General features: G+C 67.8%; 23 protein-coding genes. 6 read left to right on the plus strand and 17 right to left on the minus strand.

Annotated features, from left to right (window positions below; all coding sequences use genetic code 11):
• Window positions 1-43: 43 nt before the first annotated feature.
• The 3 genes from ACFQGD_RS30745 to ACFQGD_RS30755 all read right to left on the minus strand — a co-directional run bounded on the left by ACFQGD_RS30745 (window position 44) and on the right by ACFQGD_RS30755 (window position 3,101).
• Complete coding sequence (locus tag ACFQGD_RS30745; RefSeq protein ID WP_345391210.1) at window positions 44-1,015, minus strand: Ppx/GppA family phosphatase; 972 nt, start codon at window positions 1,013-1,015, stop codon at window positions 44-46.
• Between the two features lie 140 nt (window positions 1,016-1,155).
• Window positions 1,156-1,854 (minus strand): response regulator transcription factor, encoded by a 699-nt coding sequence (locus ACFQGD_RS30750; protein ID WP_345391213.1) that lies wholly within the window; start codon window positions 1,852-1,854, stop codon window positions 1,156-1,158.
• Window positions 1,851-3,101: a sensor histidine kinase gene (locus ACFQGD_RS30755; protein ID WP_345391216.1), complete on the minus strand. Its 1,251-nt coding sequence runs from the start codon at window positions 3,099-3,101 to the stop codon at window positions 1,851-1,853. Before ACFQGD_RS30755 ends, ACFQGD_RS30750 begins: the two co-directional genes overlap by 4 nt.
• Window positions 3,102-3,286: 185 nt before the next feature.
• Here ACFQGD_RS30755 and ACFQGD_RS30760 point away from each other — a divergent pair, with 185 nt between their 5' ends.
• Complete coding sequence (locus tag ACFQGD_RS30760; protein WP_345392406.1) at window positions 3,287-4,042, plus strand: dioxygenase family protein; 756 nt, start codon at window positions 3,287-3,289, stop codon at window positions 4,040-4,042.
• 3 nt (window positions 4,043-4,045) lie between these two features.
• Here ACFQGD_RS30760 and ACFQGD_RS30765 read toward each other — a convergent pair whose 3' ends face one another.
• From ACFQGD_RS30765 to ACFQGD_RS30790, 6 genes are all read right to left on the minus strand, one after another.
• Window positions 4,046-4,795: a phosphoglyceromutase gene (locus ACFQGD_RS30765; protein ID WP_345391219.1), complete on the minus strand. Its 750-nt coding sequence runs from the start codon at window positions 4,793-4,795 to the stop codon at window positions 4,046-4,048.
• A 468-nt stretch (window positions 4,796-5,263) separates the two neighbouring features.
• Window positions 5,264-6,235 carry a DUF4349 domain-containing protein gene (locus ACFQGD_RS30770; protein ID WP_345391222.1) on the minus strand — a complete coding sequence of 324 codons (972 nt, stop codon included), beginning with the start codon at window positions 6,233-6,235 and terminating at the stop codon, window positions 5,264-5,266.
• A gap of 80 nt (window positions 6,236-6,315) precedes the next feature.
• Window positions 6,316-6,834, minus strand: coding sequence for a type III secretion system chaperone family protein (locus tag ACFQGD_RS30775; protein ID WP_345391225.1), 519 nt, complete (start codon window positions 6,832-6,834; stop codon window positions 6,316-6,318).
• Window positions 6,831-8,072 carry a D-inositol-3-phosphate glycosyltransferase gene (mshA, locus tag ACFQGD_RS30780; protein ID WP_345392409.1) on the minus strand — a complete coding sequence of 414 codons (1,242 nt, stop codon included), beginning with the start codon at window positions 8,070-8,072 and terminating at the stop codon, window positions 6,831-6,833. Before mshA ends, ACFQGD_RS30775 begins: the two co-directional genes overlap by 4 nt.
• A gap of 302 nt (window positions 8,073-8,374) precedes the next feature.
• The gene (locus tag ACFQGD_RS30785) at window positions 8,375-9,544 is read right to left on the minus strand and encodes a L,D-transpeptidase (RefSeq protein WP_345391228.1); all 1,170 of its coding nucleotides are present in this window, start codon (window positions 9,542-9,544) and stop codon (window positions 8,375-8,377) included.
• Window positions 9,545-9,808: 264 nt separating this feature from the next.
• Entirely contained in the window at window positions 9,809-10,885 is a 1,077-nt protein-coding gene (locus ACFQGD_RS30790) for a UDP-N-acetylmuramate dehydrogenase (protein WP_345391231.1), read from the minus strand.
• Window positions 10,886-10,947: 62 nt separating this feature from the next.
• Here ACFQGD_RS30790 and ACFQGD_RS30795 point away from each other — a divergent pair, with 62 nt between their 5' ends.
• Entirely contained in the window at window positions 10,948-11,448 is a 501-nt protein-coding gene (locus ACFQGD_RS30795) for a DUF2505 domain-containing protein (RefSeq protein ID WP_345391235.1), read from the plus strand.
• Window position 11,449: 1 nt separating this feature from the next.
• Entirely contained in the window at window positions 11,450-12,349 is a 900-nt protein-coding gene (purU, locus tag ACFQGD_RS30800) for a formyltetrahydrofolate deformylase (RefSeq protein WP_345391238.1), read from the plus strand.
• Here purU and ACFQGD_RS30805 read toward each other — a convergent pair.
• The 7 genes from ACFQGD_RS30805 to ACFQGD_RS30835 form a co-directional block, all read right to left on the minus strand.
• Window positions 12,346-12,900: a YbaK/EbsC family protein gene (locus ACFQGD_RS30805; protein ID WP_345391241.1), complete on the minus strand. Its 555-nt coding sequence runs from the start codon at window positions 12,898-12,900 to the stop codon at window positions 12,346-12,348. The two genes, purU and ACFQGD_RS30805, sit on opposite strands and share 4 nt — an antisense overlap.
• 5 nt (window positions 12,901-12,905) lie before the next feature.
• Entirely contained in the window at window positions 12,906-13,208 is a 303-nt protein-coding gene (locus ACFQGD_RS30810) for a DUF2516 family protein (protein WP_345391244.1), read from the minus strand.
• Window positions 13,209-13,348: 140 nt separating this feature from the next.
• Window positions 13,349-14,062, minus strand: coding sequence for a hypothetical protein (locus ACFQGD_RS30815; RefSeq protein WP_345391247.1), 714 nt, complete (start codon window positions 14,060-14,062; stop codon window positions 13,349-13,351).
• Between the two features lie 53 nt (window positions 14,063-14,115).
• Window positions 14,116-14,634, minus strand: coding sequence for a helix-turn-helix domain-containing protein (locus ACFQGD_RS30820; protein ID WP_390183445.1), 519 nt, complete (start codon window positions 14,632-14,634; stop codon window positions 14,116-14,118).
• Between the two features lie 404 nt (window positions 14,635-15,038).
• Window positions 15,039-15,410, minus strand: a complete 372-nt coding sequence (locus tag ACFQGD_RS30825) for a VOC family protein (RefSeq protein WP_345391249.1) — start codon at window positions 15,408-15,410, stop codon at window positions 15,039-15,041.
• A gap of 64 nt (window positions 15,411-15,474) precedes the next feature.
• Complete coding sequence (locus ACFQGD_RS30830; RefSeq protein WP_345391251.1) at window positions 15,475-16,101, minus strand: P-loop nucleotide/nucleoside kinase family protein; 627 nt, start codon at window positions 16,099-16,101, stop codon at window positions 15,475-15,477.
• Window positions 16,102-16,105: 4 nt separating this feature from the next.
• Window positions 16,106-16,525, minus strand: coding sequence for a TFIIB-type zinc ribbon-containing protein (locus ACFQGD_RS30835; protein ID WP_345391253.1), 420 nt, complete (start codon window positions 16,523-16,525; stop codon window positions 16,106-16,108).
• A gap of 152 nt (window positions 16,526-16,677) precedes the next feature.
• Here ACFQGD_RS30835 and ACFQGD_RS30840 point away from each other — a divergent pair, with 152 nt between their 5' ends.
• From ACFQGD_RS30840 to ACFQGD_RS30850, 3 genes are read left to right on the plus strand one after another with little or no spacing between them, the layout of a single operon-like run.
• Window positions 16,678-17,508 (plus strand): ArsR/SmtB family transcription factor, encoded by an 831-nt coding sequence (locus ACFQGD_RS30840; RefSeq protein WP_345391256.1) that lies wholly within the window; start codon window positions 16,678-16,680, stop codon window positions 17,506-17,508.
• A complete protein-coding gene (locus ACFQGD_RS30845; protein WP_345391259.1) occupies window positions 17,505-18,293 on the plus strand; it encodes an SDR family oxidoreductase in 789 nt (262 codons plus the stop codon). The genes ACFQGD_RS30840 and ACFQGD_RS30845 overlap by 4 nt, the downstream gene beginning before the upstream one ends.
• Complete coding sequence (locus ACFQGD_RS30850) at window positions 18,290-18,823, plus strand: SAM-dependent methyltransferase (protein WP_345391262.1); 534 nt, start codon at window positions 18,290-18,292, stop codon at window positions 18,821-18,823. The genes ACFQGD_RS30845 and ACFQGD_RS30850 overlap by 4 nt, the downstream gene beginning before the upstream one ends.
• Here ACFQGD_RS30850 and ACFQGD_RS30855 read toward each other — a convergent pair.
• Window positions 18,796-20,106, minus strand: a complete 1,311-nt coding sequence (locus ACFQGD_RS30855; RefSeq protein WP_390183424.1) for a DUF445 domain-containing protein — start codon at window positions 20,104-20,106, stop codon at window positions 18,796-18,798. The two genes, ACFQGD_RS30850 and ACFQGD_RS30855, sit on opposite strands and share 28 nt — an antisense overlap.
• Window positions 20,107-20,111: the final 5 nt, after the last annotated feature.

Genomic DNA, 20,111 nt, shown 5'->3' on the forward strand with positions numbered 1-20,111 from the left:
TAGTGCCGATACCGACATTCACCAGTGTTGCCGACCAACTCCATCACTTCGAGCCGGCCGGTTGCGTTGTGAGTTCAGTCTGGTCCTCGCCGTCGGCGTGGTCCAGCCTTCGAAGGATGACACCTTCGCGCAACGCCCACGGGCACATTTCCAGTTCCGACAGTCCCAGCTCCGCCATCGTCGCCTGCGCGACAAGCGCTCCCCCGACCAACTGGTGCGACCGACTGCTGCTGACTCCCTCCAACTCGGCGATGTCGGCCGCCGTCATCCGGGAGATAAAGGCGATCAGCTGCCGCAGTCCGACGTCTGTCAGCACCCTACGCACTCTCGGCCCGGCCGACGACGGGGCGGCCCCCGTCAACCTGGCCAACGAGCGGAATGTCTTGGAGGTGGCGACGACGTGATCAGGCTCGCCATGTTTGCTGACCTGCTTGCGAAGACCGGCAAGTTCCTTCTCCAGCCATGCGGAGGTGTCGATCATCTCGGAGCGGGACGGCGGGTCGTTGCTGAACCGGGTGCGGGTGACGGTGCCAGCGCCGAGCGGCAGCGACGCGGCGAAGTCCGGCGCCTCGTCGATGCCCATCGCGATCTCGAGCGAGCCGCCGCCGATGTCGAGGACAAGCAACATCCCCGCCGACCAGCCGAACCAGCGGCGCGCGGCGAGGAAGGTGAGCTTCGCCTCATCCGCGCCGGATAGCACCCGTAGCTCGACGCCGGTCTCCTCACCGACCCTACGCAGCACGTCGCCAGAGTTGGTGGCCTCCCGCACCGCGGAAGTCGCGAACGCCAGCATCTCCTCGCAGCCCAGTTTGCGGGCGGCCTTCTTCGCATCGTCGACGGCGCGCACGAGGTCGTCGGCACCATCCTTGCTCAGCTCCCCCGACGTGGTGATGCGTTCGGATAGCCGCAGCACGGTCTTCTCCGAGTGCATCGGGGTCGGATGGGCGCCACGGTGCGCGTCGACCACAAGCAGGTGGGTCGTGTTCGACCCGACATCAAGTACTCCTAGGCGCACACCCAGTCACGTTACCCTGCGCACCCGCCCTGAGCGCACTGTGATCTGCCCGACGTCAGGTGGTATGCGGTGAAGGGAACGCTGGCTGCGCTGGGTGGACGCGCTGGTGATCACGCGTGGTGAACGGCACGTTCGCCGAATCACACCCCGGACTCGAACTTGTACCCGAGCCCCCGCACGGTGACCAGATATCGCGGCGAACCCGGGTCCGGCTCGATCTTCGCCCGCAGCCGCTTCACGTGGACGTCGAGTGTCTTGGTGTCGCCGACGTAGTCCGCGCCCCACACTCGGTCGATGAGTTGCCCGCGCGTCAGGACCCTGCCCGCGTTTCGCAGCAGGTATTCCAGCAGGTCGAACTCCTTCAGCGGCAGCGAAACCTCATCGCCGCCGACGGTCACCACGTGGCGCTCGACGTCCATCCGCACCGGACCCGCCGCGAGCACAGCGGGCGCACCGTCGCCGTCCCCCGCTGTGCCCTCGACACCACGTCGCAGCACGGCCCTGATCCGCGCGATCAGCTCTCTGGCGGAGTAGGGCTTCGTGACGTAGTCGTCCGCGCCGAGCTCGAGGCCGACGACCTTGTCGATCTCGCTGTCCCGCGCGGTCACCATGATCACCGGGACGGCGGCGCGGGCCCTGAGCTGCTTGCAGACGTCCGTGCCGCTCATGCCGGGCAGCATCAAATCGAGCAACACGATGTCGGCGCCGTTGCGATCGAACTCGTCGAGCGCCTCCTGGCCCGTGGTGGCGACCGTCGCCGTGAACCCCTCCTTGCGCAGCAAGAACGTCAGCGGATCGGCGAACGACTCCTCGTCTTCGACGATGAGAACCCTGGTCACAACATCCCTCCGTGGTTGGTTGGCTCGCTCGTCACGACGAGGCCGTGTGCCTTGCGTGTCTCTGTCGCCGAGCGTCCGCGCGGGCGTGACTGCCCACGCGTGTCCGACTCGGCCCCTTGTCGCTGACCCGAGCCGTCGTGTGCGGGTATGCACAACGTGAACGTGGAGCCGGTGCCTGGCATGCTCCACAACCGCACCTCGCCACCGTGGTTGGCGGCGACATGCTTGACGATCGCGAGGCCGAGCCCGGTGCCCCCTGTGGCGCGCGAGCGGGCCTTGTCGACGCGATAGAACCGCTCGAAGACCCGCTGCTGCTCATCCTCGGCGATGCCGATACCTCTGTCGGTGACCGCGATCTCGACCATCCCGTCGACCAGCCTGCGCGAGATGGACACCGGACTACCTGCCGGGGAGTACGCCACGGCGTTGGTCAGCAGGTTGGACAACGCGGTGACCAGTAACGTCTTGTCACCGGCGACCAGCAGGCCGCTGTCGGCGTCTGTGGTGATGGTGCGCTCATCGGCGTCCGCGGTGACCTCGATCCTGCCGAGCGCATCGGACACGACGGCGTCGACCTCTACGACGTTCATGTCGGGCAGTGGCTCGGCGCCCTGCAGCCGGGACAGCTCGATCAGCTCGGTGACCAGCGTGCCAAGCCGGGTGGACTCGTTCAGGATTCGCTGCGCGAAGCGGCGCACCTCGTCGGTGTCCTCGGCCGCGTCGAGCACGGCCTCGGCGAGCAGCGCCATCGCGCCAACCGGCGTCTTCAACTCGTGGCTGACGTTGGCGACGAAATCCCGGCGGGTGGCTTCCAGCCGGGCGGCCTCGGAGTGGTCGACGGCCTCGATCACCGTGTAGCCGTCGCCGAGCGAGATCGCCTCGCCGAGTACCGCCTCCGGTTGCCTGCCCCGCGCGCCGCCGAGCGGCGAGAGATCGATCTCCACGCGCTCATCGGTCTCCACGGCCTGTTCGGCCGCCACCCGTGCCCGGGCGTCCACGCGCCCGTGTCGCACCAGACCAAGTTCCACCGCGCGGGGGTTGTGAAGCACGGTGTCGCCGAACTGGTTGACGACCGCGACGCCGCTGTGGGACGTCCGCACTAGGCGCAACAGCAACTCGGCCACGGTGGGACCCGCGGGCCTGCTCGCCGCCGCACGACGCCTGCCACGCGCGACCCCGATGCCGATCAGGACCCCGACGACCAGCGCGATGGTGACGGCCAGTACGAGCGTTGCGGACTCGGTCACGCCTGAATCGTAAGCATGCTGGTGGCCCGTTGGCCTAGTGTTCGCAGCCTTTCCGTGACGGCGATGACACCCGAGACGCCGATGTTCGCTGGCTGGACAATTGCCGTTTACCTGTTGTCCTCACTCTGGTGGGTGAAAGGAATACGACCGCCCGCGGCACCGTTGGCACGGTCGTGACGGAACGCATGCCGGTGATCTACCTCAGCCACGGCGCGCCACCGCTGGCCGACGACGCGCTGTGGACAGACCAACTCGCCCGGTGGGCCGAGGAGCTACCCCGGCCACGCGCGATCCTCATGGTGTCCGCGCACTGGGAGAACGCACCGGTGACAATTGGCGCGACCGAGCGGAAGCCACTGGTCTACGACTTCTGGGGCTTTCCCGAGCGGTACTACACGGTCACGTACCCCGCCCCCGGCGCGCCAACGCTGGCCCAGCACGTGCGTCAGCTGCTCGGCGACACCCACGACGAGCCGGAACGCGGGTTGGACCACGGCGCGTACGTCCCGCTCGTCGAGATGTACCCGGACGCCGACGTTCCTGTCTTGCAGATCTCCATGCCCACCCTCGACCCCGCCGAGCTACACGGGATCGGCGCGCGGCTCGCACCCCTGCGTGACGAGGGCGTCCTGATCGTCGGCAGCGGGTTTTTCACGCACAACCTGCGCCAGATCAACCTGGGTGGGCCGAGCGACGTCGCGCCAGCCGCGTGGTCATCGGAGTTCGACCACTGGGGCGCCGAAGCGCTAGCCAGCGGAGACGTCGACACGTTGCTGAACTTCGGCGACACCGCGCCTGCCGCGCGGATCGCGCACCCGCGAACCGAGCACTTCGCGCCGCTGTTCGTCTCGCTGGGCGCCGCGGGGGACGACCCCGCGGCACGCAGCGTCATCGACGGCTACTGGCACGGCCTCGCGAAGCGCTCGGTGCAGTTCGGGTGAGTCCTACCGCCCTTGGGAGGCGACAGCCGCGGCTGCCTCGGCGGCGGCGTCCGGGTCGAGGTACGTCCCGCCTGGGTTGAGCGGCGCGAGGTCCGCGTCGAGGTCGTAGCGCAACGGGATACCGGTGGGGATGTTCAGGCCCGCGATGTCGGCGTCCGAAATCCCATCGAGGTGCTTGACGAGAGCGCGCAACGAGTTACCGTGCGCGGCGACCAAGACCGTCTTACCCGCACGCAGGTCGGGCACGATCGCGGACTCCCAGTACGGCAACAACCGCTTGACGACGTCGGCGAGGCATTCGGTCAGCGGCATCTCCTCGCCGAGCCCGGCGTAGCGGACATCGGCGTCCTGACTGAACTCGCTGCCCTTCTCGATCGGCGGCGGCGGGGTGTCGTACGACCGACGCCAGAGCATGAACTGCTCCTCGCCATACTCCTCGAGGGTCTGCTTCTTGTTCTTGCCCTGCAACGCGCCGTAGTGGCGCTCGTTCAGCCGCCAGTCGCGGCGCACGTCGATCCAGTGCCGCTCGGCGACGTCCAGCGCGATATTGGCGGTGGAGATGGCCCTGCGCAGCAACGACGTGTGGACGACGTCGGGCAGCATGCCGGTTTCGGCGAGCAGTTCGCCGCCCCGCCGCGCCTCGTCCTCTCCTTGCACCGAGAGCGGGACATCGACCCAGCCCGTGAACAGGTTCTCCGCGTTCCAGGTGCTCTGGCCATGCCGCAGTAGCACCAGCGTTGACTTCTCGCCCATGGCAAGAAGGCTATGCGAGCCGGTCAAGCGATCACTCGTGCGGTGTGGAACTCACGACAACCATCTACTCCGGGTGTGAAGTTCACCACTCCGCCGGGGAAGGCCGACCCACAATTCGGCGGTATGAGGCCACTAACTCGTTGGTATTGACTGCACTGAGTGGAGGATTTCAAGGGAATACACTCGAAAAGAGTAGTCGCGGTGGTTGTGGCCACTTGTCACATCTGACAAGTTGTCATCCAACCCGCCTGGCCGGTCTCCACGCACTCCCCGGCTTTGGGCGGGAGAAGCAGCTCGTCTCCCCCTGCCGAGCTGCGTCCGCCTGCAGCGGCCCCGCCGGCCTCCCCTCGTCCGCGGGGTTCGCGAGGCGGAGCACCACGCGGGGCGGCCCGAGTCTTCGCGACTCCCCCTCCCTCGGGCCGTCCCGCGTTGTTATCCCACCATCACGCTGTGCCGGACCGTAGGTGGCTATGCCTCAGAGTCAGGCACCGCCGCACCCGCCGGGGCCGGGGCCGTGCCCCGCGCGTGCTTGTGCCACCTGCGCACGGCCAACGCGACCGCGGCCAGCACGCCCGCCAAGACGACGAACGGCAACGCGGCACCGAGAGCGACCGCGGTCCCGCCGAGCAGCGCGGTGAACGCTCCCCACCCGGACGCGAGGCCACCGAGGAATCCGCCGTCGTCCTCGTCGTCATCGGCGGACGTCTCGCGCAGCGTCAGCGTGATCGGGGCCATGGCGACCTTGCCTCGCAGCGCGTCCTGCCGCGCGAGCAGCGACTCCAGTTCGGACTCGCGCTGCGCCAACTCCCGCTCGATCGCGACCAGGTCCGAGATGGACTCCGCCTGATCGAGCAGCTCCCGCACCCGGCGCACGCTCTCCCGCTGCGAGGCCACCCTGCTGTCGACGTCGATGATCTGGTCCGTCAGGTCCTCGACGGTGACCTGCCGCTCCTTGCGTTCACCGAGCTCAGCGAGCTTGCCAAGCACGGCGTCCATCTCCTCACTCGGAACGGTGAGTGTGAGCGTGGCCCGGTCGCGGCGAGAGCGTTCCGACGCGACGTACCCACCGGCGTCGCTCACTATCCTGCGCGCCTCGACCGCGGCGGCGTCGACGTCGTCGGTGCGCAGCGACATGCGCGCGGAGCGGGCCAACTTGCGGTCCTCGAGCTGCGCGGCCGACAGATCCCGCGCGCTGCTGTCGCCGTTCCGCGCGCCAGCGTCTCCCTGCGCCTCACCGGATACGGACGCGCGGTCCATCGCCTCGCCGCTGGCGGAATTCTCTGTCATCCCGCCACCATCACCCGCCGGGGTCGACACCGTGTGTGGCCCAGCCGCGCCCTCTTCCGCGTCGCCGGAGCACCCAGCCACCAGCACCGCCAGCATGCCCACGGCCAGCGTCATGCCGATGCGCGTGCGTCCCGCTTTGCTTGCCCTGCCCATGTCGTCACCTTCGTCCGCATCGACGTCCTTGGTCGATGGACAGGACGGGAGGACGGCAACGGGGCGTTGCAGCCGTCAGGTCACGAATCGCTCACGGGGCGGTGCTCGCCGTTGGACGGCTCGATGAGGTGCTTGAACGCCTGCAGGTTAGCCAACGACTCGCCGCGTGAGACGCGCCAGTCCCACTCGCGCTTGATCGAGGACGCGAAGCCGATCTCCAAGAGGATGTTGAAGTCGCCGTCGGCCGCCTCAAGCACCTGGCCGAGCAGCTTGTCCAGCTCGGTCTCGGTGACCGAAGTGAGCGCGATGCGTCCGACGAGGTAGATGTCGCCGATCTTGTCGATCGCGTAATGCACGCCGTAGAGCTGGGTGTTGCGCCGCAGCAGGTAGCGGTAGACCTCCTCGTGCGCCTCATCGGGGCGGCGGCACACGAACGCCTCTACCGCGAACGAATTGTCGCCCTCGATCAACCAGCAGTTGGTCTGGAGCTTCTTCTCGCCAGGCAGCGTGACGAAGTACCGGCCAGGCCCATGCTCGGTATATGTCAGCTCAAGCTTGGTCAGCGTCTCCTCGACGACTGTGCGCACTCGGTCCGTCATGACGCCTCCCGCATCGCGTGCTCGTACTCCGTCACCGCCGAGGCGTAGACCGCCAGCAGCGCGTCGGTCGTGCGCCGCCACGAGAAGCCCCGCGCATGGTCCACGGCGCCTGCCGACAACCGCGCACGGTATCCCGGATCGCACGCGACCGCGGCGAGCGCGTCCGCCCAGTCGTCCGCCCGGTGGGACGGCACGAGCAAGCCGGACACCCCGTGAGCCACAGCCGTCGGCAGCCCGCCGACCTCGGCGGCGACCACCGGCGTCCCGCACGCTTGCGCCTCGAGCGCGACGAGTCCGAACGATTCGTTGTAACTGGGTACGGATACCACGTCCGCGGCACGAAACACCTGCGCGAGCGCGGATGCCGGTTGCGGCGGCAGGAACCGGGTGTTCGCGGCGATACCGAGTTGGTTCGCGAGCTCCTTCATGCTCTCCGGCTGTTCCAGTCCGGTCCCGGACGGCCCCCCGACGACGAGGACGACCAGGCGCCGAGCCAACTCGGGGTCGCGGCGAACCAACTCGGCGGCGGCGCGCAGCAAGACGTCCGGCGCCTTGAGCGGCTGGATACGTCCCGCGAACGCGAGCACGACGGCGTCCTGCGGGATGCCGAGCCCGTCCCGTGCGGCGGACGTCGATCCTGGCGTGAAGGACCGTAGGTCGACGCCGGGCGAGACCGCGCGTACGGTGCCGGGCACCGCGCCGTACAGCTCGACCAGTTGCCGCGCCTCGACGTCGGTGTTGGCGACAAGGCGGTCGGCCTCGTCCACGACCTGCTGCTCGCCGATCACCCTGGTGCGTGGTTCGGGGGTGTCGCCGTCGGCCAGCGCGGCGTTCTTGACCTTAGCCAGCGTGTGCGCGGTGTGCACCAGCGGCACGTTCCAGCGCTCGGACGCCAGCCACCCGACCTGACCAGACACCCAGTAGTGCGAATGCACGAGGTCGTAGTAACCGGGCGGGTGAAACGCCTCGGCGCGCAGCACGCCCGCGGTGAACGCGCACATCTGGGCAGGCAGCTCGTGGCGACCAAGCGGCTCGAACGGCCCGGCCGGAACATGCCGGACAAGCACGCCGGGAGCGAGCTCCGCGATCGGCGGCTGATCGGACGACGTAGCCCTGGTGAACACCTCGACCTCGATGCCTCTGCGGGCCATCTCCCGGGCCGTCTCAGCGATGTAGACGTTCATGCCGCCGGCGTCACCCGTGCCCGGCTGTTCGAGCGGCGACGTGTGTACCGACATCACGGCGACCCTGCGCGGCACCCTGCCGACGGTTCCCGCGATCGCACCGCCAGCGAGGGCGCCGGGGATTGGCTTGGTGCCGCCCCTCGCTCCGATTAGCGAACCAGCCTGCACCATCCCGCGCGCTGCGGTCATCCCCGTCTACTCCTCGCTGACTGACTTGACTGCCTGTCGGGCCTTAACGCGAGCGGCGGCCGTGATCTTCCCTGCGCCGAGCATCTCTCGCGAAAAGCCTAGGTCACGGGCTTGCGACGGGGTGGGTCGTGTGATTTTGGTCGCTCTTCGGTGCTATCCGGAGGCGCCTACAGCGCCGACATGGACTGCCAAGTTTCCCAGTCGTAGAGCCAGTCATTGACGTCGGACGTCTTCGGCATGTCCTTCTTCGCGCCGGTGACCTCGACGGGATCGCCGATCATCGCGGTCTGGTAGTACTCCTTGGCGTCCTCGTTGGTGAGGTTCACGCAGCCGTGGGAGGTGTTCTTTTTGCCGATGTTGGCGCGGTTGTCCTCGTTCTCGTGGATGAACTCGCCGTGGTTCGAGAACCGCACAGCCCATTTCTTCCACACGTTCGTATAGCCGTAACGAGCGTTGTCGAAGCGCGCTTTCTCGTGCTTCGCCATGACGATCATGGTGCCGTTGGGCGTGTTCAGGTCGGGATTCTTGTCCTTGCCGTTGCTTGACGGGTACGTCTTGTACAGCTCGCCGTCGCGGTAGACGCGCATCTCATGGTCCGGTGTGTGGATCTTGACGACCTGGTTACGCCCAATGTTGAACTCCGTCGTCAAATCGGCGCGGCCGTACGCGCCGCCGCCGTAGTGCACGCCGTACAGCATCGCGGCGGCCTTGACCCGCGTGCCTTCCGGCCAGTACTCGCGGGGCCGCCAGTCGGCCTGCCGGTCGTGCAGCCACGCCCAGGATCCCTCGACCGGCGGATCGCTCTCCACGCTCAACGCTCGTTCGGCGGCGGCCTTGTCGGTGACCGGCTCGTCGAAGCGCACGCTGATCGGCATCGCGACACCGACGGTGACGTCGTCGATCGGGTTGATGGTCGCGCGGACCGCACTTGCTGGCGTCAGCGTCGTGAAACCGCCGGTGACCTCGACTTCCTTGTCGTCGGTGCCGACGGCCCGCGCGGTGTAGCGGTATTCCTTGCCGAACCCGAGCGGTTCCGTGACGCGCCAGCTGCGCTTGTCCTCCGCGAAGGTGCCATCGACTTGCTCCCCGTCCGCGTTGGTGAGCGTCACGTCCCGCAACGTGCCCTGCTCCACCCGTACGACGATGTCATCCTTCACACCGACGTCTGTAGCGCCGTCAGCGGGCGTAGTGCTGATGACCGCGACAGGCTTCGGGGCCGCTTGCGCCCCGCCGGCGCCGACACCCTCGTCGTCACCGCTGCACGCGACGGCGCTCCCCATCACGACACCGCCACCCGCCATCGCAGCGGTGCGCAACACCGTCCGCCTTCCGAGCACCGACGCCCCTTTCTCTCGCCTGCCCTTTCAACTTTGCCATGACGCACCGACACCGTGGCACGTCGATTGTGGTCGATTCGTCACTGTTATCCGGTGCACAGGCGGTAGTGCGGTGCCTGTCCGGCGCGGTGCGGTGTCCCACGAGTGGATCTTGAGCGCGATTGGTTGTCCGGACGACAGAAGTGCTCAAGATCCACGGCATCTGGCGCGGTCGGCACGGCGGGCGCCTGGTCCGGCGGGGCGGGGTCAGGGCGAAGCGCGAGCCTACAGCGAGCAGCCGATCAGCAACGGCTCCGGACGCAGCGTGACGCCGAACCGCTCGGCGACGCCGTCACGGACCTCGCGGGCCAGGGCGAGCAAGTCGTCCGTGCTGGCCTCGCCCCGGTTGGTCAGCGCGAGCGTGTGCTTGCTGGACAGCGCGACCCGCCCGCCGGGACCCGCATATCCCTTGCCGAACCCGGCGCGTTCGATCAGCCACGCGGCGGGCAGCTTCACCCCGGACGCGGCGGGGAACCGAGGCACGACGACGTCGTCGCCAACGACGTCCGCGATCCGCGCGAGCACGTCAGGCAGGTCTGCCTCCGCGATGATCGGGTTGGTGAAGAACGATCCGGCGCTCCAGGTGTCCTTGTCGTGCTCGTCGAGCACCATGCCCTTGCCACGCCGCAGCCCGAGCACGGCCTCGCGCACCTCGGCGGCGGGCACCCGGTCACCAGGTGAGACGTCGAGCGCGCGCGCCAGTTCGGCGTAGCGGACCGGCTGCCCCTCCCCGTCTGCGTACAGGGCGAAACAGACGCTGAGCACTACCGCGTCATCAGTGCCCTTGAACCGGCTCGTCCGGTACGCCAGCCCAAGCTCATCGACGTCCAGCGTCTTAACCTCGCCAGACGCGCGGTCGCAGATACGAACCCAGCGGAGGAACTCGGCGACCTCCCAGCCGTAGGCACCGACGTTCTGGATCGGCGTCGCGCCGACCAGACCAGGGATGCCGGACAACGACTCCAGCCCGGACAGCCCGGCGTCGATGCTCCGCGCGACGAACGAGTCCCAGTCCTCACCAGCGGCGACCTCGACGGACACGCGGTCGGCGTCGAGCGGCTCGACGCGCTCACCGTCGGTCGCGATACGCACCACGGTGCCGCTGAACCCGGCGTCGGCGATCACGAGGTTGGATCCGCCACCGAGTAGCAGCACCGGCTCGCCCGCCGCGTCGCACTTGGCGACCGCGGCGATCAGATCCTCGTCGGTCGTGGCGGTGATCACCCTGGTCGCGGGACCGCCGAGCCGCAGCGTGGTGTACTCGCCGAGCCGCACTCCGTCCGAGGTCGCAGGGCTGTTCATGTCACGAAGTCTGGCATTCACAGGCACGGCCGCCCACAGCGACACCGGGTAATGTGCGCCCCATGGCATCCCGCATCGAGCACAGCACCACGTTCCCGCATCCATTCGACCAGGTGCTTGCCGCGTTCACCAGCGAGAGTGCTCTCCGGCAACGGCTAGACGACATCGGCGGCAAGGACGCCGACCTGCTCGCGCACGAGAAATCCGCGAGCACGATCACCTACCGCATGCGCCAGGGCATTCCCGGCGAGAAGCTGCCGAGCGTGGTGCGCGGGGTCCACTCCGGAGACTTGCACGTCGAGCGGGAGCAGCGGTGGCAGGTCTCCGGTGAGACCGCGAGCGGGACGGCGTCAGCGAGCGTCACCGGTGTCCCCGGCTCCATCACCGCCCGTTCGGAGCTGAAACCCCAGGGCGGCGGCACGGCGTTGCGGATCACGGGCGAGGTCAAGGTCGGCATCCCGCTGATCGGCGGCAAGATCGAACGCACCATCGCCGAGCACGTCGGGCAGCTGCTTGAACGCGAGTCGCGGCACGTCGCCGAGACGCTGGACAGGGACGGCTGACATGCACCCGTCGGAACGCCGCTACGTCATCACCTTCGGCTGTCCGGACCGCACCGGGATCGTGGCGCGGATCGCGTCCTTCATCGCCGAGGAGGGTGGGTGGATCGTCGAGGCCGCGTATCACACCGACCCGGACACCGGCTGGTTCTTCACCCGCCAGGAAGTGCGGGCTGACTCGCTCCCCTACGACGTCGACGAGCTGCGGGAACGCTTCGCGCCGGTAGCCGTGTCGCTGGGCGCGGACGAGGACGACGAAGGCGGCGCCGGTGGACTGCACTGGCGCATCGACGACACCGGCCTGCGCCGCCGCGTCGTCGTACTGGTGTCGAAGGAAGGCCACTGCCTGTATGACCTGCTCGGCAGGGTCGCGGCGGGTGAGCTGGACGTCGACGTGAGCGCGGTGATCGGCAACCACGACGTTCTCGCCGACGTCACAAGAGCACACGGCATCCCGTTCCATCACGTGCCGTTCGGCACCGATCCCGCCAGCAAGGCGGAGGCGTTCGCGAAGGTCGCCGAAATCACCGACGATGCCGACCCGCACGCGATCGTGCTCGCGCGGTTCATGCAGATACTGCCGGAGCACCTGTGCCACGCGTGGGCTGGCCGCGCGATCAACATCCACCACAGCTTCCTGCCGTCGTTCGTCGGCGCGAAGCCGTACCACCAGGCACACGCTCGTGGCGTCAAGCTGGTCGGCGCGACGTGCCACTACGTCACGGCGGAGCTGGACGCGGGCCCGATCATCGAGCAGGACGTCATCCGCGTCGACCACGGCGACACCATCCCGGACATGGTGCGCAAGGGCCGTGACATCGAGAAGGTGACGCTCGCGCGCGGGCTGCGCTGGCACCTGGAGAATCGCGTGCTGGTGCACGCGGGGCGCACCGTGGTCTTCTAGATGATCGGCTTCGCCAGGTCGTCGATCACTTCGGCGGTCGCGAGCGAAGCCAACAGCTCGCCGGTCACCAGCAGCTTCCCGTTGCGGGTGCCGCTGCCGATGACGAGTTCGGGTTTCTCCGCTGCGGCGGCGTCGATCAGCACGGGCCAGTCGTCCGGAAGACCGATCGGCGTGATCCCGCCGTAAGCCATTCCGGTCTGCGTCACCGCGTCCGCCATCGGCGCGAACGACGCCTTGCGGACGTCGAGGCGGCGGCGGATGACGTTGTTGACGTCGGCGCGAGTGGTGGCGAGCACCATCGCCGCGGCGTAGCGGACCTCGCCCGCGCGCTTGCCGGCGACGACGACGCAGTTCGCCGACGCGTCAAGCGGCGAGCCGTACGTCTCGCAGAACTGCTCGGTGTCGGCGAGGTCCGGGTCGATCTCGACCACCCCGACCTCGGTGTCGGCGCCGAGCGCGCGCAGTGCCTTCACGACCGGCTCCGCGAGCAGGTCGGGCCGCTCGGCGGCGGGGGCGACGTCAAGGGTTCCCGCGATGCTCCAGCTACGCATGACTCCTACCAGTTGTGACCGCGCTGGACTTCGATCAGCTTCGGCCGCACGTCGACGATGTAGACCAGCACGGCGACCAGCCCCGCTATCCAGAACAGCAGGCCGGGACCACCGCCACCGAACGCGCCGAACAGGATCATCGCGGCGGTGCCGCCGCCGGTGATGCCCATCCAAGCGGGCTTGGTCATACGGTCCGCCGCCGTGTAGGCGTCGGCGCGCTGCATCGCGGCGTGCGCGAAGGCATAGATGCCGACCGGCACACCAGCCAGTTGAATCAGCCACAGGATGTAAAGCGAGAGCGGTGCCACGAGACCAGCCTACGGCGATCGACAAGCGAACTCACAACCGCGGCACGCCACGACGCGCACGACCCCGGCTTCTCGCTGTGGAAGCCGGGGTCGTGTGCTGTGCCGCGTCCCTGAGGCGCGGCTGACAACCAGTCAGACCGTCACTGGGAGGTCGACTTCTTGGCGGTGCCGTTGGTCTTCTTCGCGGGTGCCTTCTTGGTGGTGCTCGTGCTCGACTTGCTGGCAGGCGAGGTCGCCTTCTTGGCGGCGCTGCTGGCCTTCTTCGTGGTCTCGACGGTCGACTCCGCCGCGGCCGCCGACGCCTGCTTGGCGGTGGCCGAGGCCTCCTTCGTGGCGGTGTCAGCCGCGGTCTTGGTCCGCTTGGTCACGCGACCGACGACCTCGTCGAACCGGCTCCGCACGTCACCGGTAGCCTCCTCGACCCGCTTCTCGGCGTTGTCGATGGCCTCCTGCAGCTGCTCGATGGCGCGGCGGACCTGCGGCTGCTCAAGCAGCTGGTCCCAGGTCTCCTCGCCGGACTCCGCGAGCCGCTCGTACAGCTTCCGCGCGGACTCGGTGTACTCCTCGACCAGCCTGCGGAACTCCGCGGGGTCGAGCCGCTCACGAACGTTCTCCCGGACGCCCTCGACGTCCTTGGGCAGCTCGTCGAAGCTCTTCTTGGCCTCGTCGAAGTTCTTCCTGGCGCGCTCGCGCAGGCCCTCGACGTCCTTGGCCTTGTTGACGGCGTCGGCGACGGCCTGGCTGGCCTTGTTGCCCGCACCGAGCGCGGCGAACAGCGGGGTGCGCACCTGCTCGATCGCGGTGTTCAACTGGTCGCGCACCTTGTTGGCTTCTTCCTTAGTGGGACGGGTCATCGAAGATCACTCCTCATTGGCTGCGGCCCTGCCGGGCCGAGGCAGCGGTGGACTTACTGTGCGTGGTCACGGTCCGTGGCGACGGGAGCATCGACGCTTCCCTCCACCGTGGACGGTTCTTGCTTGGACTGTTCCGCCGAGTTCTCCCTGCGGAACGACTCGTAGACATCGAGCAGAACCTGCTTTTGACGCTCGGAGAGTTCGGTATCCGCCCTGATGGCGTCCGCTACCGGACCTCCAGTCGGCACATCCAAGATTCCCGCCTGTACGTACAGCGCCTCCGCGGAGATTCGCAGTCCCTTCGCGATCTGCTGCAGGATCTCCGCGCTGGGCTTACGTGAACCTCTTTCAATTTGACTCAGGTATGGGTTCGACACACCAGCCAATTTGGAAAGCTGACGCAACGAGATTTTCGCGTTTTCCCGCTGCTGCCGGATGTACTGCCCGATATCGCGACCGATGTCGGCGACTTTGCCGATCGGTTTGCCAGTCGAGGCATCCGTCGCGGCGGATTCCTCGTCCTGACCCGTGGAGTGAACACCCGAGTTCGTGGTGATGTCTTGTTCGGGCATCCAGCCCACCTCCTAGCGATAGCAGCCAGTCTACGCAGCAGTGCTAGCAGTTGCAAGCACCTTGCTTGCACCTTTCGAGTGTTACGTGTGACACCCGAACGCGCATGCCTGGCGACACCACATGTGCCCGCCCGCACGGACATCACGCCGCCATCCGGTCAACGTCGCCGCGTCACGCAAAGGTATCCGGTTGGAAAACTACGGAAAATCGTGCCTGGACAGCCAGGCACCGTGGGCAGCAATAACCACACGGCCACACGTATACCCGCGTGCGGCTTTCCCGAAACGTGCGCCCGAAATCCCGTGCCCCCCGTCCGTGCCCGTGTGTCCCTCACTCCCGCCGCTGTGTCCCTCACTCCCGCCGCTGTGTTCCTCGCTTCCCAACCGACACAGTTCGCGCGGTGCTACTCCGCGCGCACGAGGCAGAACGGGTGACCGTCCGGATCGGCGTAAACTCGGAACGTCTCCGGGCTGTCGTCGAGCAACCGCGCGCCGAGCCCCAGTACCCGGTCGTGCTCGGCGTCGATGTCGGGGACGTCGAAGTCGAGGTGCAACATCTGCGGCCGTTCGTTCGACGGCCATGTCGACGGCCGGTAGTCCGGGTCGCGCTGAAAGCAGATGTCCGCGCCGCCGTCCGGGTTGAGCAGGCTCACCCAGTCGTCCCCGGGCGAGTCCTCCTCGTCGATGCGCCAGCCGAGAAGGTCGCCGTAGAACTGGGCGAGCCGCCAGGGGTCCGGGCAGTCCAGCGCGACGCAGCCAAAGGAGATTCCGGGCATGATTCCCTCCCGTGTTGGTGTGTGGGAACCATGCTGCCCGGCACGCCCGACAATTCCGAGCGATTTACGGCAGCAGCTCCCGCACCCACCTGCACGCCACGTCCACGGCGGCGTCGAGCGGGACGTCGCTGGTATCGAACAGCCGCACCGGCGGGCGCATCTCCGCGGCCGTCTCCCGTAGCCACGCGTTGAACGCCAGCATCTCGGCGACACGTTCCTCGTCGTCCCACCCCCGCCAGGCAGGCCGGGCGGCGAGCCGCTTCTCGAGGACGTCGTCGTCCGCGACGAGCGCGAGGTAGTGGATGTCGGTGAACAGCGCACGTTCCGGCAGCGGCTCGAATTCGGGCGGCACCACCGTCCCGCACAGCACTACCGGCCGCCCGCTCTGGTGGATCATCGCGGCCATCCGCAGCCAGGTGGACCGGAACACGGGATGGCCGTCGACGTCGTCACGCAAGCCGCCGGTCCAGAGGACGTCCTGTTCCAGCACGACGGCGTCGTCCCGCAGCCGTCGTGCGAGCTCCGGCCCGACGGTCGACTTCCCACCCCCGCTGGGGCCCGTCAGCGCGAACAGCGGCAGCCGCGAGAATGGCCACCGATGCTCGCAGCGAGCGCACACCAACTCGTCGTCCTCGACGACGGGCGCGTCCGCCCGGTCACCGCAACGGGGACAGATCGTCGGATCGAGCATGCTCCTAGAAGTCGAACAGGTTCTCGAGGAAGTTGCCCTTGCGCTTGCGGTGCCCGTACTGGCCATGGCCGTGACCGTACGGTTTCGGCGAGTCTCGATAACCGCCCCGATACGGCTTGGGCGAGTCCTTGTACCCGCCCTTGTACGGCTTGGGCGAGTCCGAGTAGCCGTATCCGGGCGTCTGCGTGACTGGCGGCGGCATGTGCTGCCGTGGTGGCGGCGGCTGTCCTGGCCCGGTCGGGTTATACGGCGGCGGAGCGGCGCCCGCACCACCGGCCGCGCCATAGAACGCCGCCTCGGCGCGGGCGATCTGCTCCATCTCGCCACGGTCGAGGAAGATCCCGCCGCAGCCCTCGCACTGTTCGATGTGGACGCCGTCCTTGTCGACGGTTCGCATCACGTTCTGACACTTGGGGCATATCACAGGCCCCAGACTACGGACTCACACCAGCCCCCGACCGAGAGTCAACGAAAGATTCGAGGCGTTTATCGATCTCGGCGCCGTGGTGGATCTGGACGCCACCGGATGTCACCCGTAATATGTGCGATCAACCGCACATATTACGGAGTTGTGGAGTGAGTGACCGTGACGCGGTGTGGCAGGCGCTCTCACATCGGGAGCGGCGGCGGATCATCGATCTGCTGCGCTCCGAGCCCCGCACCACAGGAGCGATCGTCGAGGCGACCGGCCTGGACCGCTTCGTGGTCCAGCGCCACCTCGGCGTGCTCCGCAGGGCTGGCCTCGTACTGGTCAGCGCACAAGGCCGGGAGCGACACAATGCGCTCAACGCCTCGGCCCTCTACCAGGCCACGATCGGCTGGTTGCGCCCGATCGACCGCCGCTACACGGCCGCACTGGACGGCCTGCGCAGCCAGCTCGAATCGAACGATGAGGAGACTCCCGTGGACATCCAACGCCTACACGTCAACCAGCGGATCGACATCGACGCAGAACCTCGCCGATGTTTCGACGCACTCACCGGTGACATCTCACCATGGTGGGGTTCGCCCTACCTCATGATCGACCGGCCCGATACCCGCATCACCGCTGAGGCAAGCCTGGGCGGACTCGTGTGCGAACGCGCCGAAGATGAGCAGTCCGTTTGGGGCACGATTTCGGAACTAGCCCCAAACCGCTGCGTGGCCTGGACCGGACGCATCGGCCTCGGAGGCGCGGTGACGGGAACGGTGCGCTTCACCCTCACCGAGCAGGCCGGGCGGACGCGGATCGACCTCGAACACGAAAGTATCGGCGCCTTCGATCCGGAGTCACAGCACAGCTACAACAGCGGTTGGCGCGACCTGCTCCACCGGATGAAAGCGCTCGTCGAAGACGGCGAGTCCTACGGGATCGCCGGGAAGAACACCCAGCCTCCGTCCCTCGAAGTCCTTGGGAGCGAGTCGTGAGCGCGGAGAAGGTTGCCCTCGTCACCGGCAGCGCGCGCGGCATCGGGCGAGGCATCGCGCTGGCGCTGGCCGAGACCGGCTCGGTCGTCCATCTCACCGATCGAGACAGCCGGCACCGTAAGCACTCCGAGCTTCCCGGCACTGTCGAGGACACCGCGGATGAGGTGTCCGCCCGCGGTGGCACCGGCATTCCACACGTGCTCGACCACACCGACGACGAGGCCGTCGCTGAGGTGTTCGCCCAGATCGGTCAACAGCACTCAGGCGTCGACCTGGTGGTCGCCAACGCCTTCGACGGCAACGCCCTGCCGTTCGCACCGGCACCGTTCTGGCAACTGCGCATCGACCACTGGAGCACCATGATCGACGCCGGGCTGCGCAGTCACCTGGTCACCGCCCGCCACGCCGCTCCACTGCTGATCGAACGCACAGGCCTACTCGTGCTCACCGGCTACGCACTGCCCGAGAACGGCAGCGGACACGTTTTCTACGACCTGGCGATGACCGGTATCAGCACCCTCGGCAAATCCATGGCGCGAGACCTCGCCGAGCACGATGTAGCCGCGGTCACGGTCTCTCCGGGCTTCACCCGCACCGAAGCGATCCTCGCGGCATTCGGTGAGGCCCCGCTTCCACCCAACAGTGACTCCGTCCAGCACGTCGGCCGCGTCGTGGCAGCCCTCTGGAACGATCCGAAAGCAGGCGCGCTGTCAGGGACGACCGCCACCATCGCCGAACTCGCCCAGCGCTACCAGATCACCAAGTCCACGGAGGCACTGGCATGAGCACACTGTCCCCGCGGCTCGCGGAGATCGTCGCGGCCCTGCCGCTCCGAGAGGGGATGCGGGTGCTTGAGATCGGCGGAGCCCCCGGGGCCGCGGCGAAAGCCGTCGCAAGGCGCATCGGCCACGGTCATATCCTCATGATCGACCGCTCAGCCAAAGGCATCGCACTCGCCGAGAAGAATGCTGCCGCCGAGATCGACGCGGGGCTCATGAGCGTCCGTCAAGTCGCCGTCGAGGACTTCGAACTCCTCCCGAACGAGGCGCCCTTCGACCTTGCCTTCGCCGTCCGTGTCGGCGCTCTGGACGGGCGACACCCGAAAGTCGGCGAGCGCGCGCTCAAACGCATCGCCGATGCACTCGCTCCTGGCCGGAGATTATTCATCGACGGCGGCGACCCGCTACGCGAGCTACAACTTCCACCGTCCTGTTTTTCAAGCGAACCCTACCTGCGAAACGGAAACGAGCCTCGAGCTGTGGCCACCAGAACCGCTCCTACTCAAGCTCAGAACAGGAGCTGCGCGGTCGAGTAGATAACCAGCCCAGCCAGCGCGCCGACCACGGTGCCGTTGATGCGGATGAACTGCAGATCCCGTCCGACTTGCAGCTCAACCCGCCGCGACGTCTCCCGCGGATCCCAGCGCGCCACCGTGTCGGTGATCAACGTCGTCAGTTCGCTGGCGTAGTTGGTGACCACGTGTGCCGCGGCGTCCTCGATCCAGAGGTCGACCTTCGTCGCGAGCGGGTCACCGGAAGCCAACCGCTCACCCAGCCGGCACAGGCCTTGCCGCACCCGCAGCCGCAGTTCGCTCGAAGGATCCTCGGTCGCGAGCAGCAGCATGTCCTTGCCTGTCGCCCACGCGGCGCCGATCAGCTTCCGCACCTCGGGGTGCTCAATCACCTGCTGCTTGACCTGCTCCGCCCGTGCGATCGTCTCCGCATCCTCGCGCAGGTCGGTGGCGAACTCGGAAAGGAACCGGTCCAACGCGAGCCGCATCGGGTGGTTGACGTCGACTTTCACCGCCCACGCGAACGACAGCACCTCGCCGTAGACCTTGTCCGCCACAAGGCTGTCAACGAACTTCGGTGACCACGTCGGCGCACGGTCAGAGACCACCCGCAGCACGGTGTCGTGGTTGTCGCGCACCCACTCGTAGGAGCGGTCGCAGACCAGGTCGACCAGTTTGTGATGCGCGCCGTCCAGGACGACCTGCCCGAGGACGGCGCCGAGCGGTGGTCCCCACTCCTTGTCGATGATGCGCTTGGCGACGGCCTGTTCCATCACGGCCTGGACGTCTTCGTCGCGCAGCACCGTCACGGCGCCGCGCAGCACGCTCGCCAGCTCCGCCGTCACCCGCTCGGCGTTCTCCGGCCGTGCCAGCCACCCGCCGAGGCTCTTCGCGATGTCAGCGCCACGGACCTTCTCCCTGACGACGTCCGGCGCGAGGAAATGCGTGCCGACGAAGTCGCCGAGGCTGTCCCCGAGCTGTTGCTTGCGGTTGGGGATGATCGCGGTGTGCGGGATCTTGATGCCGAGTGGATAGCGGAACAGCGCCGTCACCGCGAACCAGTCCGCGAGCGCGCCGATCATGCCCGCCTCCGCCGCGGCTCGCACGTATCCCACCCAGGCGGGCCAACCAGCCGCCTCCGCCCAGCTCGCCAGCAGGAAGACCACGGCCGCGCCGATGAGGAAGCACAGCGCGACCGCCTTCATCCTGCGCAAGCCGCGCCGCTTGGCTTCCTCCGCGCCCGGACCGCCTGGCAGGGGCGGCGGAGGGTGCCCCTCGGCTGAACTGGTTGTGCTGGCTTGCTTCACACCGC

It is taken from the genome of Haloechinothrix salitolerans (genome assembly GCF_042662605.1).
In the GTDB taxonomy this organism is placed as follows: domain Bacteria; phylum Actinomycetota; class Actinomycetes; order Mycobacteriales; family Pseudonocardiaceae; genus Haloechinothrix_A; species Haloechinothrix_A salitolerans.

Bases quoted from the DNA above. Each gene is read 5' to 3' on its own strand.
- ACFQGD_RS30760 (WP_345392406.1), top strand. From the start codon at position 3,287: ATGCCGGTGATCTACCTCAGCCACGGCGCGCCACCGCTGGCCGACGAC.
- ACFQGD_RS30765 (WP_345391219.1), bottom strand. From the start codon at position 4,795: ATGGGCGAGAAGTCAACGCTGGTGCTACTGCGGCATGGCCAGAGCACC.
- ACFQGD_RS30770 (WP_345391222.1), bottom strand. From the start codon at position 6,235: ATGGGCAGGGCAAGCAAAGCGGGACGCACGCGCATCGGCATGACGCTG.
- ACFQGD_RS30775 (WP_345391225.1), bottom strand. From the start codon at position 6,834: ATGACGGACCGAGTGCGCACAGTCGTCGAGGAGACGCTGACCAAGCTT.
- mshA (WP_345392409.1), bottom strand. From the start codon at position 8,072: ATGTCGGTACACACGTCGCCGCTCGAACAGCCGGGCACGGGTGACGCC.
- ACFQGD_RS30790 (WP_345391231.1), bottom strand. From the start codon at position 10,885: ATGAACAGCCCTGCGACCTCGGACGGAGTGCGGCTCGGCGAGTACACC.
- ACFQGD_RS30795 (WP_345391235.1), top strand. From the start codon at position 10,948: ATGGCATCCCGCATCGAGCACAGCACCACGTTCCCGCATCCATTCGAC.
- purU (WP_345391238.1), top strand. From the start codon at position 11,450: ATGCACCCGTCGGAACGCCGCTACGTCATCACCTTCGGCTGTCCGGAC.
- ACFQGD_RS30805 (WP_345391241.1), bottom strand. From the start codon at position 12,900: ATGCGTAGCTGGAGCATCGCGGGAACCCTTGACGTCGCCCCCGCCGCC.
- ACFQGD_RS30815 (WP_345391247.1), bottom strand. From the start codon at position 14,062: ATGACCCGTCCCACTAAGGAAGAAGCCAACAAGGTGCGCGACCAGTTG.
- ACFQGD_RS30820 (WP_390183445.1), bottom strand. From the start codon at position 14,634: ATGCCCGAACAAGACATCACCACGAACTCGGGTGTTCACTCCACGGGT.
- ACFQGD_RS30825 (WP_345391249.1), bottom strand. From the start codon at position 15,410: ATGCCCGGAATCTCCTTTGGCTGCGTCGCGCTGGACTGCCCGGACCCC.
- ACFQGD_RS30830 (WP_345391251.1), bottom strand. From the start codon at position 16,101: ATGCTCGATCCGACGATCTGTCCCCGTTGCGGTGACCGGGCGGACGCG.
- ACFQGD_RS30850 (WP_345391262.1), top strand. From the start codon at position 18,290: ATGAGCACACTGTCCCCGCGGCTCGCGGAGATCGTCGCGGCCCTGCCG.